The sequence below is a fragment of the Micromonospora sp. AKA38 genome, from assembly GCF_027925725.1.
Taxonomy (GTDB): Bacteria; Actinomycetota; Actinomycetes; order Mycobacteriales; family Micromonosporaceae; genus Micromonospora.
On record NZ_BNEI01000005.1, the window covers coordinates 796,370 to 810,693 of the forward strand.

A 14,324-nucleotide genomic window follows, 5' to 3' on the forward strand; every position below is an offset into this window, starting at 1 on the left:
GGAAGGTGGCATGAGGAATTGGCCGGCGCTTGCCGGTGTGGGAGCGACCGCGCATGGGCCGGTGCTGCCGGCTTGGACGTGCGGTGGGTGCGACGCGCCGTGGCCGTGCGCGGAGCGGCGGCGGGAGCTACGGGCCGAGTACGAGGGCGCGTCGGTCTCGCTGGCGATGTACCTGGGGGCGCAGTTGGTGCGCGCGACAGCGGATCTGGGTTGGGCGCCGGCGGGGGCGTTGCACCGGCGGTTCCTGGGGTGGCTGCGGTGAGCGTGTTGCGTGCGGGGGACGAGAAGTTCCACTACAGCGATGGTCGCACCGGTGGATCCCGCCGGATCCGGACTACGACCAGGCGGTGTGGGACGAGCAGGTGCGGCAGCACAAGCTGGGGCGCTTGCGCAACGAACGGCCCAGGGTGGGCGGGAGGAGGCCGGCACCATGGCCCAGAAAGTGATGGTCACCAAGGTGCTCTGCTACGTGGTGCGGGACGGGCGACTACTCGTCTTCCGGCACGTCGACTTCAGCTACGAGGAGGTGGGCATCCAGGTGCCGGGCGGCAGCGTCCGCGCGGGGGAGGACCCGGCGGACGCCGCGCTCCGGGAGGCGCGCGAGGAGACCGGACTGCGGGACTTCACCGTCGTGCGCGAGCTGGGGATGATCGAGTACGACATCAGCCCGCTTCGCTTCGAGATCCAGCGTCGGCACGTCTTCGAGCTGGCGCTGCACGAGGCGACGCCCGAGCGGTGGGCGAGCCGGGAGGACCACGACGGCGAGCGGGAGCCCACCCGGTTCGAGTGCTTCTGGATTCCGCTGCGGGCGGCGCACGTCCTGCAGTCCGGCCAGGGTGCCCTCGTCGGCCGGTTGTTCGACTGACCGTCAGTCGTGCGGCATACCCGCCAGCGGCTTGCCGTCGAGGAAGTCCGCCAGGATCTCGGTGAACCGCGCCGGCTGTTCCTCGGCCGGGTAGTGGCCGCAGTCGTCGAGGACCATGCCGGTGACGTCGTCGGCCGCCAGCCGCATCGTCTGGGCGGCACCCGCGCCGCTCCACAACGCGCCGCCGACGGCAAGCACCGGCAGCGTCAGCCGGGTCCTGCTGCGCCGCTCGTTCTGCGCGATCGTCTCGTCCAGCGCCCGGTAGTACGCGAAGCTCGCCCCCAGCGCGCGCGGATCCGCGGTGATCGCGTCGACGTAGACGTCGACGGCGTACGCGGGGATCGTGGTCGGGGTGGCGGCCTTGGTGGCGAACTGCCAGCCGAAGAAGAGCCGCTCCCGTCCCCGGACGAGTTCCTCGTTGAGGTCGGTGAGCCGGTTGAAGCCGAACTGCCAGAGCTTCTGGTTGACCGCGGCCGGGCTGAAGGCCGGTGGGGACGGCACGACGCCGGGGATCACGGCTTCGACGACGGCGAGTCGGCCCACCCGCTCGGGGTGGTCGGCCGCGAGGGCGTACGCGGTCCACGTGCCGATGTCGTGGCCGACCACGTCGAAGCGGTCGTGCCCGAGCGCGGTCATCAGCGCGACCAGGTCGGCGGCCAGCGTGCCGGCGTCGTAGCCGTCGTCGGGCTTGTCGGAGAGCCCGGCCCCGCGCGAGTCGACGGCGACGACGGTGTGGGTGCGGGCGAGCGCGGGCATCACCTTCCGCCACGCGTACCAGGTCTGGGGCCATCCGCCGACCAGCAGCAGCGGCGGGCCGTCCCCGCCGGTGACGGCGTGCAGCCGTAGCCCGGTCAGTTCCACGAGCCGGCTGGTGAACACGTCGGTGAACCCGTCGGGCAGCCGCAGCGCGTGCAGGCTGGTCGCGCGGTCGGTCGTCGCCATCCTGGAATGATCGGTCCAACTTGTCATGGCGAGAACCATACGCATGTTGAAACGATCGGTGCAAGATGGGGTAGGCTGAGAACATGGCCGGCCGCAAGCAGTTCGACGTGGACGAGGCGCTACGGCGTGCGATGCACGTCTTCTGGCGCTGGGGCTATGCGGAGACCTCGATCGACCGCCTGACCGAGGGCACCGGCCTGGGCCGCAGTTCGCTCTACGGCACCTTCGGCGACAAGAGCACCCTGTTCCGGAAAAGCCTGCACCGGTACGCGCAGACCTACCACCCGCGGTACGAGCAGGCGCTTGCCGGCCCCCACCCGGCCCCGAACGCGGTCGTGGCCGCCTACCTCCAGATCACTCTGAACCGCATCGCCGACCCGGCCGTCCCGGACGGCTGCCTGCTCACCATGTCGGCGGCGCAGTTCCCGGCCCTCGACGCTGAGGGGCAGGCAACGGTCCGCGCCATGATCGACAGTCTGCGGGCGATGCTGGAGCAGTCGTTGCGGGCGGCCGGCGCCGATGAGCACACCGCGGCGGAGTTGGCGTTGTGCACGCTGGCGACGAACAAGTCCCTGGCGGTGCTGAGCCGCGCCGGCTTCTCGGGCGAGGACCTGGCCACCGTCGCCGCAGCCGCCGCCCGCATCCCGGAGAGATAGGGGTACCCGGACCCCGGAAACGCGGCGCGGCGCGGGTAGAAGACGCGGAGCGCGGGGTACTGCCGACGCATGGCTGAACTTCCCACGCACATCCTGACCGACGCGGGTTTCACGACCGACGAGGCGGACGCCATCGTCAAGGCCCTGGTGGCAGGCGACAACCTACACGGCGACACGAACGCTGACGAGCCGATCAACATCGACGACCTTCCGCCGGAGAAGAAGGAGGCACTCGACCGGTTCAACCTGGCGGTCGCCGCCGACGCCTGAGCCCGTTGTTCCTGCCCCCAGCCAGTGACCGGGTGCCGTCCGTGGTCGGATGGCGCCCCGGCGGCCTCAGTGCGGCACCCGCGTTCCGGGTTCGCCCGGGGAGTGGGCGATCTCGACGAGGTTCCCGTCCGGGTCCCGGACGTAGACGCTGGTCATGGCGCCCAGGGCGCCGTCCCGGGCGACCGGCCCGGCCACCACGGTGACTCCGGCGCGACGCAGGTCGTCGAGCACCGCGTCGATCGGCTCGGCGCTGACGAGGCAGAGGTCGCCGGCGCCCGGCGTCGGCGCTGCCGCCCGGGGGTCGACGGGATGGTCCACCCGGTGCAGATTGATCATCTGGTGGCCTGCGTGCAGCGCGGCCCGGTCGTCGCGCCGGACGACCCGCAGGCCCAGCACTCCGCCGTAGAAGGCGGTGCTGCGGTCGATCGAGTCGACCGTGAGGACGAGGTGGTCCAGCCTCAGAAGCTCCACGTCATCCACGGTAGCCAGTCGCCGTCCCGCTGGTGCGGACTCGACGGATACCCGGTCGGCCCTGGCCGACGCAGGTCGAGGCTGTGGAGCATGGAGTTTCTGTGCTGCCGTCGCGACCGCTCCGGCTCCGCGACCCTTCGGGACGAGTTGGGGAGGAGCACTGGTCCTACATGGACCGTTACGCGGGCGTCCGGCCAACGCGGCGGGTCGGGTCGGGCGTGCCCTGAATGATGCGGTCCAGGATGGCGCGTGCCGTCGTGAGCTTCTCGATGGACCCGGTGAGGCGGTGGCGTTCCTCGGCCAGGGCGTCGAGAAGCTCGGGGCAGGTGGGCGCCAGCACGGTGCGATCGTCGGGGATGCAGGGCAGGATCTCGGCGATCGCGGCGGTGCCCAGGCCGGCGGAGAGCAGCAGTTGGATGTGCCCCACGACGCGTACGGCCTGTTCGTCGTAGTCCCGGTACCCGCTTGCGTGTCGGGCGGGCCGCAGCAGCCCCTGTTCCTCGTAGTAGCGCAGGGCGCGGGGGGTGGTGCCGGTCTGCCGGGCCAGTTCACTGATCCGCATGCCCGGAGCCAAACAGGACTTGACCTTCACGTCAACGTGAAGGTTTACCGTCGCTGCTGTGACAGACCATGACATCCCCGTTGACCAGCAGTCCGCCGTCGCCGTCCTGGGCCTCGGCCCGATGGGCAGGGCATTCGCCACCGCCGCGCTCGCTGCCGGGCACCCGACGGTGGTGTGGAACCGTACGCCGGGCCGGGCCGACCCGCTCGTGGCGCGGGGAGCCGTGCTCGCGCCGACGGTGGGCGACGCGGTACGGGCGGCCCCGGTCACGATCGCCTGCATGATCGACTATGCCGCGGTCCGCGCGAGCACGACCGACCTCACCGACCGGCCCGGGGGCACGCTGGTCAACCTGAGCAGCGGACACGCCGCAGAAGCCCGCGCCATGGCGGACCTCGCCGCACGGCGCGGCATCGACTACCTGGACGGTGCCATTCTGACCCCGGCACCCACGATCGGCACACCCGCCGCGATGATCCTCTACAGTGGCCCGCACGCGCTCTACCAGCGGCATCGAACCCTGCTGGATGCGTTCGGTGGAACCGGCATCCACCTCGGCGACGACGTCGGCGGCGCGGCGGCGTACGAGACGGCGCTGCTCGACCTGTTCGCGATGTCCGTCGGTGGGCTCGCGCACGCCTTCGCCCTGGCCGTCGCCGAGGGGATCGCGCCGGCCGCGTTCGCCCGCTTCGCCAAGGGGATCGGCGGCCTGCTGCCCGATCTCACCGACCGGTTCGCCGCCCAGCTTGCCGCCGGCCAGTTTCCGGCCGAGGTCTCCAGTATCGCGTCGGCGGCCTCCGCGCTGTCGCACGTGCGGGCGGCCGCCGCCGTGCACGGAATCGACGCCGCCCCGCTGGAGGCCGTCCACCGCATCATCGACCGGGCGGTCGCGGCCGGCCACGGCGGCGACAGCTACGCCCGGCTCGCCCAGCAGCTCGCCGGAGCCGGAGCCACGCGGTCGGGCTGACGCGTCACGCCGCCATGTCGCCACGCCTTCCGCTGTTTCCTCTTTCCTCGTCCTCGACGCCTGCTGACCGCCGGATCACCCGACGGCCGGCGGCTTGGCCTTCTGTGGATGGGGCGTCTCGTGGCGGGCCAGCATGGCGACGAACTCGCGGATCTTCCGCTCCCGGGTCTCGGCCCGTTTGACCGCGTTCAGCCGGTGGATGAGCGCGAACCGGTTGGTGCTGGTGAGGACGTCGAACATGGCCTGGGCGGCCGGGTCGGTGGCGACGGCGGCGAGCAGGTCGGCCGGCACCTCGGCCTCCGAGGGTGGGGCGTAGGCGGCGGCCCAGCGCCCGTCCGCCTGCGCGGCCTCCACCACCGCCCGGCCCGACGGTCGCATCCGCCCCGCCGCCTCCAGCCGGGCCACGTGCTCGACGTTGCGTCGGGACCAGGAACTGCGGGGCCGGCGCGGGGTGAACCGGATCCAGGAGCTCTCCTGGTCGCGCTTGCGGGCCTGCCCGTCGATCCAGCCGAAGCACAGCGCCTCGTCGACCGCCTGCTGCCAGGTCAGCGTGGTGACCGTGCCGCCCTTGCGGGTCAGGGCGAGCCAGACGCCGGGTGAGGTGGCATGGTGGGCCGACAACCACGCCCGCAGCGCCTCGGCGTCCGCGACGACCAACTCTTCCAGCTCGATGCCCGGCATGACGGAAGGCTAACCCCTCGGTATGACACACGAGATCACCGCCGACCTGGTCCGGGAACTGCTCCGCGACCAGCATCCGGATCTCGCCGATCGACCGCTCCGGCTGGGTGCGCGGGGATGGGACAACCAGTTGTGGCGGCTCGGTGACGACCTGGCCGTCCGGCTTCCCTGGGCTACCGCGACCGCGGACGCGTTGCTGCGCAAGGAGCACCGCTGGGTGCCCCGGCTCGCTCCACGCCTTCCGATGCCGGTTCCGGTCCCGCAGCGGCTCGGCGAGCCGTCCCCGTTGTTCACGCACCCCTGGCTGGTCACCACGTGGGTGCCGGGTGAGCCGGCCGACCGCGCTCCCGTCACCCGGGCGATCGAGGCGGCCACCGCTCTGGCCGGCTTCCTGTCCGCCCTGCACCACCCCGCCCCGGGCGACGCGCCCACCAACCCGTACCGGGGTGGGCCGCTGACCGGCCAGGCGGACGGGTTCGCCGAGGCGCTGGCCGCCGCCACCGCACGAGGGCTGGTCGACGACCCGGCCGCCGTCCGCGCCGTCTGGGACGACGCGGTCACCGCACCGGCGTGGACCGGCCCGACGCTGTGGCTGCACGCCGACCTGCACCCCGCCAACGTGCTCACCGCCGACGGCGCGCTCTGCGGCGTCATCGACTTCGGTGATCTCTGCGTGGGCGATCCGGCGTACGACCTGGCCGCCGGGTGGCTCCTGCTGCCGGACGAGGCCGTGCACCAGTTCCACTCGGCCTACCGGCCGGCCCCGGACGCGGCCACCGTACGCCGGGCCCGTGGGTGGGCGGCGGCACGGGCCCTCGGCGGCATCCTCATCGGTGACAACGGCGTCCACGGTCGTCCGGGCGGCAAGACCACCTGGGGTCCGCCCGCGCACGCCGCGCTGCGCCGCTTGACCGCCCCGGGACCGGCCTGACCTCGCGGTGGCCGGCCGGGCAACCGTCCCGCGGGCCACGTCGGGGCGGGAACGCCGAACTCCCGCCGGGTCGGCGCCGACGTCCCAGCGCGGCCCGGGCCGTAGGGTCGGCGCATGACGACCGAACAGGTCCGCCGGGCGTACGCGGCCATCGCGGACCGCTACATCGCGTTGTTCGGCACGAGTGGCCAGGTGCACGCCGACGACCTCGCGTTCCTCCGGCGGCACCTGACCGGCCGGTCCGGCCCGGTGCTCGACCTGGGGTGCGGGCCCGGCCACCTCACCGACTTCCTCCGCGCCCACGGCGCCGACGCGACCGGGGTCGACATCGTCGGCGAGTTCATCGCCCACGCGCGGGCCGCCCATCCGACCGGTCGTTACCTGCTCGGGTCGATGGCGGATCTTCCGGTCGCCGACCGGCGGGTCGACGGCATCCTGGCCTGGGGTTCGGTGATTCACCTGCCCCCGCCCGACCTGGACCGGGTGCTCGCCGAATTCCGCCGGGTGGCCACGCCGGGCGCGACCGTGGTGCTCGGGATCTTCGTCGGCGACGAGGTAACGGCGTTCGACCACAAGGTCGTCACCGCCTACCGCTGGCCGGTCGACGCGTTCGCCGAGCGGCTGGCCCGGGCCGGCTTCACCGAGGTGGAGCGCCTGCACCGGCCCGGTGACGCCGACCGCCGGCCGCACGCCGCCGTCGCGGCGGTCGCCGCCGGGTGAGTCGGCCGCTGCCGGGTGAGTCCGCCGCCCGTCCACCCCGCCGTCAGGACGCCGGCTCGTGCCTCCGGAGCGCCGCCGACGCCGTCGCCCGTACGGTCGGGTCGGAGTCCGCGCTCAGGTGGGCGAGTAACGGCCGGGCCGGTGGCCAGCGTGGCAGCGCGGCGGCGAGGACGCCGGCGACGGCCGCCCGCACCCACCAGTCCGGATCGTCGACGCGGGACCGCAGCGCGTCCGGTGGCACGCCGAGCAGGCCGAGGCCGCGCACCGCCCCGGCGCGTACCGAGGACTCGTGATCGTCGAGGAGCACGCCCAGCGCGGCTGACGCCACCGGGACGCGGTCGGAGTTCGCGGCGCGGCGGCCGATCGCCTCGCCCAGCACGGTACGGACCGGCCAGGCCGGGTCCGACGTCAACTCGACCAGATGGTCCACCACCGCCGGCGGGGCGGACCAGGCCAGCAGCAGCACGGCCTGATCACGGACCCACGCGTCCGGGTCCCGCAGCGCGGTGACGACCAGCGCGTACGCCCTCGGGTCGAGATGCACCGCCGGCAGCGCGCCGAGCGCGGTCCGCCGGATCTCCGGGTCGGGGTCGGCCGCCGCCGCGCGCAGCCGCTCCAGGTCCGGCGCCTCGAACATGTGCCCGAGCGTCTCCAACGCGGCCCGCCGCAGGTGTGGGTCCCGGTCGTCGAGCAGCGGCAGGACGACGGCCCGGCAGGCGGGCGGGTCCGCGCGGGTGGCCAGGCCCACCGCCATCCCCAACTGTTCGCCGTCGTCGTCACCGTCGCGCAGCGCGTCGGCGTAGAGCCGCAGCAACCGGGGGAGCACGTCGGCGCCGCACAGCCGGGCCAGCAGGTGGGCCATCAGATTCCGGCCGTGCCCGTTGCGCTCGCGCACGTAGCGTTCCAGCTCGGTCCGGGCCGACGCCGCGGTGGCAGGGTCGCCCGCCGCGGCCAGCTCCCGCAGGAGCGGCCACGGATCGTCGTCCCGGCTGCCGTCGGGGTCGCCCGGGTCGTCGTCGGCGATGCGGAGCAGATCGGCCAGCGTCACGCTCACCTCCGTCGGCGCGGGCCGGGCGGTCAGGACGCCTGGCGGACGGGCGGGTCGGCGAGCCAGGTGTCGGCCAGGTCGGCGAGCGGGACGTCGAGGGCCTGACTGAGGCAGACCACGGTGCCGAACGCCGGCGCGGGCAGCCGGCCCGCCTCGATCTTGCGGAGCGTCTCCGGGGAGATGCCGGCCGCCAGGGCCACCTCGCCGAGGCTGCGGCCGGCTCGCGCGGATCGCAGGGCGACGCCGAGGCGTCGGCCGGCGGCGATCTGTTCGGCGGTGAGTGGCTGGCGAACCATGGCAGCAGGATATCCCCTCGGGACGCCCGTAGCGGGCGTGGTATAAAAATACCGGACCGGGAGAGGGAGGCTGTCGTGATCGAGCTCAAGTCCGCCGAGGAGATCGGCCGGATGGCGGTGACCGGCCAGTTCGTCGGTGAACTGCTCGCCGAGCTGAGGGGCGTCGCCGCGGTCGGCGTCAACCTGATGGACATCGAGCACCACGCCCGCCGCCGGATCGCCGAGCGCGGCGCCGAGTCCTGCTACTGGGACTACGCCCCGTCGTTCGGCCGGGGCCCGTTCCGCAACGTGCTGTGCCTGTCGGTCAACGACGCGGTGCTGCACGGCCTGCCGCACGACTACGTGCTGCGCGACGGCGACCTGCTCAGCATCGACATGGCGGTCGGCATCGACGGCTGGGTCGCCGACTCCGCGCTCTCGTTCGTCGTCGGCACCCCCGACCCGGCCGACCTGAAGCTGATCGAGGCCACCGAGGTCGCGCTGGAGGCCGGCATCGCCGCCGCCCGGCCCGGCGGTCGCCTCGGCGACGTCTCCGCCGCGATCGGCGAGGTCGCCCACGCCTACGGCTACGGCGTCAACGGCGAGTTCGGCGGCCACGGCATCGGCCGCACCATGCACGAGGCCCCGCACGTGGCCAACAGCGGTCGCGCCCGCCGCGGCATGAAGCTCACCCCCGGCCTCACCATCGCCATCGAACCCTGGCTGTGCCGCACCACCGACAAGATCAGGGTCGACGACGACGGCTGGACGATCCGCTCCGCCGACGGCTCCCGCACCGCCCACTCGGAACACACCGTCGCCGTCACCGACTCCGGCCCGCAGGTCCTCACCCGCCGTCCCACCGACGCCGCCACGCCGGGCGACCCCACCCGGAAGCCCGCCGCCGCCTCCTGAGCCGGGCCCGGACGGAAGTCCCGCCCGGCAGCAGCAGCGGGGTGCCGAGCAGCAGCACGCCGGAGACGGTGATCGCGGCGAGCGGGCCGGTGAGCGAGGCGAGACCACCCCACACCGCCGTCAGCGTGGCCGACGTGAGCTGGCTGCCGACGCTCCACGCGCCGAGCACCCGGGCCGCGTGGTCGGTGGGGGTCCGCCGCAGCCGCTCGGTGGCGTAGATCGGGTTGAACACGCCCATCGCCACGATCAGCAGGCCCTCGACCACGATCACGGTGACGAGCCCGCCGACGCCGGGGCGGACGAACGCCAGCCCGAGCGGGAAGACCGACCGCAGCCAACCGCTGGCGGTCAGCACCCGCTGCCCGCCGTACCGTCGCACCAGGCGGGCGGAGAGGCGCGCGCCCACGAAGCCGCCCAGCGCCGGCACGCCGAACGCGAGACCGTACTGCCAGGCCGGGAACGCGTACGCACCGAGCAGGAGCACGGCCAGCAACGGGACGGTGGCCGTGATCAGGCCGCCGACCAGCACCGAGTTGAGGAACAGCCGCCGCAGGACCGGATCGTGGCGGATGAACCGCCATCCGCCGAGCAGATCCGCGCCGCGAGGCGTCGCCGCCCGGGCCGTCGCCACGTCGCCGCCGGAGATCCGGTGGACCGCGAGCGCCGACAACAGGTAGCTCAGCGCGTCGGCGGCGACGGTGACGACCGGGCCGAGCAACGCGACCAGCGCGCCGCCCAGCGGCGGGCCGGCCGCCGTCGCCACCCAGGCCGTGCCCTCCAGGCGACCGTTCGCGACCAGCAGCCGGTCGGCGGGCACGAGATGCTTCAGGTACGCGCCGGACGCGGCCGTGAACGCGATCCCCGCGCTCCCGCAGACCACCGCGACGACCAGCAGGTGGCCGAAGGTCAACACCCCGAGCACGTACGCGACCGGCACGCTCGCCATCGCGGCGAACCGGACCAGATCCGTCCCGATCATCACCGGGCGCTTCGGCCGGTGCTCCACCCACGGCCCGAGCGGAAACGCCACCACCGCCGCGACCGCGAGCCCGGCCGCCTCCAGCAGCGACACCGCGAACGCCGACGAGTGCAGCTCCCGCACCGCGAGCAGCGGGAACGCGCCGAACGCGAGCCACGTGCCGTACGTGCTGACCGCGTACGCCGACCACAGCCGGTTGAAGTCCGAATCCCGTGCCACCGTCGCATCAGACCGGCCGTCGGCGCGCGTGATCAAACAACCGCGTCCGGGCGAGCCACAACCAGCGGTTGGACGGCCATAGGCTGAGCCGGTGGACTCCGAGGCAGTGCGATCGTTCGTCCGGGCCGCCGACGTCGGGCAGTTCCAACACGCCGCCGACGAGCTGGGCGTCACCCAGCAGGCCGTCTCCAAACGGGTCGCCGCGCTGGAACGTGAGCTGGCGGTCCGCCTGTTCACCCGGACCGCCCGCGGCGTCGACCTGACCCCCGACGGCCGGGCATTCCTCCCGCACGCCCGCGGCATCGTGGCGAACGTCGACCGGGCCGTCGCCGCGCTCCGGCCCGGTTCCCGGGCCCTCCGGATCGACGTGCTCGGCCTGCGCAGCGCACAGGCCGTCGTCCTGCACGACTACTGGCGCGCCCACCCCGGCACCCGCCTGGACGTGGTCACGCTCCGGGTCGACGACCCGCACCGGGTGGCCGCCGCCGTCCGGGCCGGCGACCTGGACGCCGCGTTCCGCTCCGTCACCGACCCGGCCACGTTGCCGCCCGACGTCCGGATGGTCCACGCGTTCGACTCGCCGCTGGAACTGCTCGTCGGTCCCCGGCACCCACTCGCCGCCGCCCGCACCCTCACCCCGACCCACCTGCGCGGGCTGCGCATCTGGGTGCCCGGCATCGTGGCGCACAGCGAATGGTCGGAGTTCTACGACCAGCTCGCCACCGCCTTCGACCTCCGCATCGACGCGGCCGGCCCGAACTTCGGCGACGAGGTTCTCCTCGACACGCTGGCCGACGCCGCCGACGTGGCCACAGTGGTCGGCGCGCGCGACAGGTACCTGTGGCCGGCGAGCCACGACCTGCGCCGCATCCCGATCCGGAACCCGACGCTCGCGTACCCGATCTCGCTGATGCTGCCCACGACGAACCCGCACCCGGGTCTCCGGGCGATCGTCGACCACCTCGCGGCCCTGACCCCGCCGCCCGACCCGGTGTGGCGACCGTCCTGGGCCGCCGTCACCCCGGCGGCGGGCCGACGCTGACCCGGCCCTCGGCCGCCGCCGGTTACCCTGCGGCCCGTGGACGTCCCCGACTGGCTCGCCGACACCCGCGTCTCCTACGACACGGTGGCGGTCAGCTACGCCGACCTGCTGCGGGACGCGCTCGCCGAGGAACCGTTCCAGCGGGGCATCCTGGCGCTCTTCACGGAGCTGGTGCGGGCCCGGGGCAGCGGACCGGTCGCCGACGTCGGCTGTGGCCCCGGCCGGATCACCGGCCATCTGCACGGGCTCGGCCTGGACGCGTTCGGCGTTGACCTGTCACCGGGCATGATCGAGGTGGCCCGGCGGGAGCACCCCGGGCTGCGCTTCGAGGTGGGTTCCATGACCCGCCTCGACCTCGCCGACGAGTGCCTGACCGGGCTGCTCGCCTGGTTCTCGCTCATCCACGTCCCCGACGACGAGGTGCCCACGGTCCTCGGCGAGTTCCGCCGCGTGCTGCGGCCCGGCGGCGTCGTGCTGCTCGGGTTCCACGCCGGCGACGGCAGCCGGCTCAAGACCGAGGGCTACGGCGGTCTCCCGATGCGCGTCCACGTGCACCGCCGCCCACCGCAGCGGGTCGCGGCCTGGCTGGACGCCGCCGGCTTCACCGTCGAGGCGGAGCTGACGCACCGTCCGGCCCCGGGTGTCGAGGGCGGGTTCGTCTTCGCCCACCGGTGACGGCGGTACCGTGCCCTGGTGCCTGCCACCTCGGTGACGTCGTCCGCCGTCACGTCCGCGTTCGACTACTACCTGCTCTGCCCGGCCGGTGCGCCGGTCGCGCCGCTCGGGCTGCTGGTCGAGGAGTTCGTGCTCGCCGACGACCTCTCGGCGACGCGTCTGCGGACCGCCGGTTGGACCCCGGCGGACGGCGGGTGGTGGAGTTCCGCCGCGTTCGCCCGCGCGGTCCGCGCGGACCCCGCCGTCCGGGGCCGGCTGCGGGCGGTCACCCGGGCCGACGCCGAGGAGGCGTACCTCCGGTCGGGCGGCGGGACGCTGCCGGACGAGGACGTGCTGCGCGGTCACTTCCGGGAGGACGTGCCGCTGGCGACCGTGGCGCCGCTGCGGCTCGGCGGCGGACCGCCGGTGTGGCGGGTGCTGTTCGCCGGTGACCTCGACAACGGGCGGCTGGCCGGCCTCGGGGCGGCCCTGCGGCTGTCGGCCGGCACCGGCCCGGGGGTCGCCGGCACCGGGCGACTGCGCGTCGACGACACCACCTTCCGCTGGGACCTGCGCCGCGTCGGCGGCGGGGTGGCGTGGTGCCTGGACGTGACCGCCGAGCCGGCGCACCGGGACGCGCTGCGCCCGCTGCTACGCCGGCTCACCGACGTGGTCCGCCGGCACGGCCCGGTGCCGGCGACGATCGAGTGCTTCGCCTGACGACAGACACCATCGCTCCCGTCAGTCGGTGAACTCGACCCCGGCGAGCGCGGCCGAGCGGTGCGCGGCGAGGCGTTCGGCCTGCTCGACGACCGCCCGGCGCCGGCTGTCGGGAAGCTTCTGCCACGGCTGCACGGCGACCGTCAGTTTCGCGCCGGACTTGCGGGGCCGCCAGGTGCCGACCAGGTCGCCGTCCACCAGGACCGCGCCGGGACGGCCCAGCACCGGCCACAACTCCTTGGCCCGGGCCGGGTCCGGCACCAGCGTCGCCCGGTCCTTCGCCTGGAGGAACAGGTCGTACGGGCCGAGCAGCCGCGTCACCGTGCCCCCGGCCGTCGCCGTCGCCGTCTCGTCCTCGGCCAGGAGCCAGCGCGTCTCGCCGTCGACCGGCACCTCCACCACGTCCTGCGGCCAGCGCGCCCGCACGTCCTTGACCGGGGCGTCGAGGTAGTCGGCCACGTGCTTCGGGGTGGCCGGGCCGAGCAGCCGCAGGTAGGCGCGGACCAGGTCGAACCGGTCACCGGGGTCCGCCGCCCGGCGGAACGCCGGGATGCGGCGCAGCACCGGCGGTGACGTGCCGGGCGTCAGCTCCAGCCCGGCGCGCACGGCGGCCAGCCGGAACGGCATCTCGAAGAGGTGGGTGGCCTGGCACGGCCGGCAGAACCGCAGGTAGGGCTCGGGGAGCAGCGCGGCGAGGCGGGCCGAGACGTCGCCCTTGACGGTCGGCTCGGTGACGATCGCGCGCATCCGCCCGGCCACCTCGTCGAGCGCGGCGACGATGCCGATGCCGGCCGCCTTCAACGGTTTGGCGGCGTCGTAGATGCGCTTGCCGGCGTCGGCGTCGGTGAACGGCTCGACCGCGGCCGCCACCCGGCCGACGTCGGCGCGGCGGTACAGGTGGGGCGCACCGCGCACGGTCCACAGCAGGACCACCTCGTCGTCGGAGAGCGCCGACGCGTCGACCCCGCGCAGGGCCAGCGCCCACCGGGCGCCGTCCGGGCCGGTGTCCTGCACGCCGAGGTCGAGCACGGCGGTGTCGGCGAGCGTGCCCTCGACGCGGTCGAGTTGCTGGGCCCGTACGCGGAAGCTCATCACCTGACGCCGGTCGACCATCGCCCCAGCCTAGGCGCCGCCACCGACAAACGCCGGTATCCGGCAGCCGGGTCAGTGCGACGCCGGGCGGGCCATCGATCCCGGTTCGCCTGCCCGACGAGGGCCGCCCGAACGCTTGAGCGCGAACACCCCGCCGCCGATGAGCACGGCGCTGAGCACGATGCCGACGAGGTTCGCCTCGGTGAGACTGCTGAACGCCATGAGCAGACCGATGATCACCGACACCCCGCCGACGAGCCGCAGGAGGTAACGCCCGACCGCCTTGCCCCGTGAATCCATCATGGACCGTCGGCT

Annotated in this window: 20 protein-coding genes and 1 pseudogene; 12 read left to right on the forward strand and 9 right to left on the reverse strand. The window is 74.0% G+C overall.

Translation table 11 applies throughout. From position 1 onward, the window contains the following. The first annotated feature begins 10 nt into the window (after nucleotides 1-10). The 3 genes and pseudogenes from TPA0908_RS20950 to TPA0908_RS20955 all read left to right on the forward strand — a co-directional run bounded on the left by TPA0908_RS20950 (nucleotide 11) and on the right by TPA0908_RS20955 (nucleotide 865). Nucleotides 11-262 carry a hypothetical protein gene (locus tag TPA0908_RS20950; RefSeq protein ID WP_281940435.1) on the forward strand — a complete coding sequence of 84 codons (252 nt, stop codon included), beginning with the start codon at nucleotides 11-13 and terminating at the stop codon, nucleotides 260-262. Continuing rightward, nucleotides 259-446, forward strand: a pseudogene (locus TPA0908_RS31720) (hypothetical protein). Before TPA0908_RS20950 ends, TPA0908_RS31720 begins: the two are co-directional and overlap by 4 nt. After that, a complete protein-coding gene (locus tag TPA0908_RS20955; RefSeq protein WP_281940438.1) occupies nucleotides 431-865 on the forward strand; it encodes an NUDIX hydrolase in 435 nt (144 codons plus the stop codon). The pseudogene TPA0908_RS31720 and the gene TPA0908_RS20955 overlap by 16 nt, the downstream one beginning before the upstream one ends. A gap of 3 nt (nucleotides 866-868) precedes the next feature. On the opposite strand, the gene TPA0908_RS20960 is transcribed toward TPA0908_RS20955, so the two are convergent. Then, the gene (locus tag TPA0908_RS20960; RefSeq protein WP_281940440.1) at nucleotides 869-1,807 is read right to left on the reverse strand and encodes an alpha/beta fold hydrolase; all 939 of its coding nucleotides are present in this window, start codon (nucleotides 1,805-1,807) and stop codon (nucleotides 869-871) included. An 83-nt stretch (nucleotides 1,808-1,890) separates the two neighbouring features. Here TPA0908_RS20960 and TPA0908_RS20965 point away from each other — a divergent pair, with 83 nt between their 5' ends. Together TPA0908_RS20965 and TPA0908_RS20970 are read left to right on the forward strand one after the other, a co-directional pair. After that, the gene (locus tag TPA0908_RS20965; protein WP_281940442.1) at nucleotides 1,891-2,463 is read left to right on the forward strand and encodes a TetR/AcrR family transcriptional regulator; all 573 of its coding nucleotides are present in this window, start codon (nucleotides 1,891-1,893) and stop codon (nucleotides 2,461-2,463) included. Nucleotides 2,464-2,532: 69 nt separating this feature from the next. Continuing rightward, complete coding sequence (locus TPA0908_RS20970) at nucleotides 2,533-2,733, forward strand: hypothetical protein (protein ID WP_107162439.1); 201 nt, start codon at nucleotides 2,533-2,535, stop codon at nucleotides 2,731-2,733. A 66-nt stretch (nucleotides 2,734-2,799) separates the two neighbouring features. Here the strand turns inward: TPA0908_RS20970 and TPA0908_RS20975 are convergent, their stop codons facing one another. Both TPA0908_RS20975 and TPA0908_RS20980 read right to left on the reverse strand, forming a co-directional pair. Further along, nucleotides 2,800-3,204, reverse strand: a complete 405-nt coding sequence (locus TPA0908_RS20975; protein ID WP_281940445.1) for a VOC family protein — start codon at nucleotides 3,202-3,204, stop codon at nucleotides 2,800-2,802. 178 nt (nucleotides 3,205-3,382) lie between these two features. Next, nucleotides 3,383-3,766 (reverse strand): MerR family transcriptional regulator, encoded by a 384-nt coding sequence (locus tag TPA0908_RS20980; RefSeq protein WP_281940446.1) that lies wholly within the window; start codon nucleotides 3,764-3,766, stop codon nucleotides 3,383-3,385. Between the two features lie 58 nt (nucleotides 3,767-3,824). On the opposite strand from TPA0908_RS20980, the gene TPA0908_RS20985 reads away from it, so the two are divergent. Then, entirely contained in the window at nucleotides 3,825-4,733 is a 909-nt protein-coding gene (locus TPA0908_RS20985; RefSeq protein ID WP_281940448.1) for an NAD(P)-dependent oxidoreductase, read from the forward strand. A 75-nt stretch (nucleotides 4,734-4,808) separates the two neighbouring features. Here TPA0908_RS20985 and TPA0908_RS20990 read toward each other — a convergent pair whose 3' ends face one another. Continuing rightward, nucleotides 4,809-5,414: a YdeI/OmpD-associated family protein gene (locus TPA0908_RS20990; protein WP_281940450.1), complete on the reverse strand. Its 606-nt coding sequence runs from the start codon at nucleotides 5,412-5,414 to the stop codon at nucleotides 4,809-4,811. 22 nt (nucleotides 5,415-5,436) lie between these two features. On the opposite strand from TPA0908_RS20990, the gene TPA0908_RS20995 reads away from it, so the two are divergent. Then, nucleotides 5,437-6,345: an aminoglycoside phosphotransferase family protein gene (locus TPA0908_RS20995; RefSeq protein ID WP_281940452.1), complete on the forward strand. Its 909-nt coding sequence runs from the start codon at nucleotides 5,437-5,439 to the stop codon at nucleotides 6,343-6,345. Nucleotides 6,346-6,459: 114 nt separating this feature from the next. Then, nucleotides 6,460-7,065, forward strand: a complete 606-nt coding sequence (locus TPA0908_RS21000; protein ID WP_281940454.1) for a class I SAM-dependent DNA methyltransferase — start codon at nucleotides 6,460-6,462, stop codon at nucleotides 7,063-7,065. Between the two features lie 43 nt (nucleotides 7,066-7,108). Here the strand turns inward: TPA0908_RS21000 and TPA0908_RS21005 are convergent, their stop codons facing one another. Both TPA0908_RS21005 and TPA0908_RS21010 read right to left on the reverse strand, forming a co-directional pair. Beyond that, on the reverse strand, nucleotides 7,109-8,113 hold the full coding sequence (locus TPA0908_RS21005) for a HEAT repeat domain-containing protein (protein WP_281940456.1): 1,005 nt from the start codon (nucleotides 8,111-8,113) through the stop codon (nucleotides 7,109-7,111). 29 nt (nucleotides 8,114-8,142) lie between these two features. Next, nucleotides 8,143-8,409 (reverse strand): helix-turn-helix domain-containing protein, encoded by a 267-nt coding sequence (locus tag TPA0908_RS21010; RefSeq protein ID WP_281940458.1) that lies wholly within the window; start codon nucleotides 8,407-8,409, stop codon nucleotides 8,143-8,145. 75 nt (nucleotides 8,410-8,484) lie between these two features. Between TPA0908_RS21010 and map the strand changes: the two genes are divergently transcribed. Further along, nucleotides 8,485-9,303: a type I methionyl aminopeptidase gene (map, locus tag TPA0908_RS21015; RefSeq protein ID WP_281940459.1), complete on the forward strand. Its 819-nt coding sequence runs from the start codon at nucleotides 8,485-8,487 to the stop codon at nucleotides 9,301-9,303. Here map and TPA0908_RS21020 read toward each other — a convergent pair. Next, entirely contained in the window at nucleotides 9,236-10,501 is a 1,266-nt protein-coding gene (locus tag TPA0908_RS21020; protein WP_281940461.1) for an MFS transporter, read from the reverse strand. The two genes, map and TPA0908_RS21020, sit on opposite strands and share 68 nt — an antisense overlap. Before the next feature lie 91 nt (nucleotides 10,502-10,592). Here TPA0908_RS21020 and TPA0908_RS21025 point away from each other — a divergent pair, with 91 nt between their 5' ends. The 3 genes from TPA0908_RS21025 to TPA0908_RS21035 are packed head-to-tail and all read left to right on the forward strand — an operon-like array spanning nucleotide 10,593 to nucleotide 12,917. After that, complete coding sequence (locus tag TPA0908_RS21025; RefSeq protein WP_281940463.1) at nucleotides 10,593-11,543, forward strand: LysR family transcriptional regulator; 951 nt, start codon at nucleotides 10,593-10,595, stop codon at nucleotides 11,541-11,543. Nucleotides 11,544-11,579: 36 nt separating this feature from the next. Then, nucleotides 11,580-12,218 (forward strand): class I SAM-dependent DNA methyltransferase, encoded by a 639-nt coding sequence (locus TPA0908_RS21030; RefSeq protein WP_281940464.1) that lies wholly within the window; start codon nucleotides 11,580-11,582, stop codon nucleotides 12,216-12,218. Nucleotides 12,219-12,236: 18 nt separating this feature from the next. Beyond that, entirely contained in the window at nucleotides 12,237-12,917 is a 681-nt protein-coding gene (locus TPA0908_RS21035) for a hypothetical protein (protein ID WP_281940466.1), read from the forward strand. A gap of 21 nt (nucleotides 12,918-12,938) precedes the next feature. Here the strand turns inward: TPA0908_RS21035 and TPA0908_RS21040 are convergent, their stop codons facing one another. Beyond that, on the reverse strand, nucleotides 12,939-14,030 hold the full coding sequence (locus TPA0908_RS21040; RefSeq protein WP_281940468.1) for a winged helix DNA-binding domain-containing protein: 1,092 nt from the start codon (nucleotides 14,028-14,030) through the stop codon (nucleotides 12,939-12,941). A 51-nt stretch (nucleotides 14,031-14,081) separates the two neighbouring features. Then, nucleotides 14,082-14,312 carry a hypothetical protein gene (locus TPA0908_RS21045; RefSeq protein WP_281940470.1) on the reverse strand — a complete coding sequence of 77 codons (231 nt, stop codon included), beginning with the start codon at nucleotides 14,310-14,312 and terminating at the stop codon, nucleotides 14,082-14,084. Between the last annotated feature and the right edge of the window lie 12 nt (nucleotides 14,313-14,324).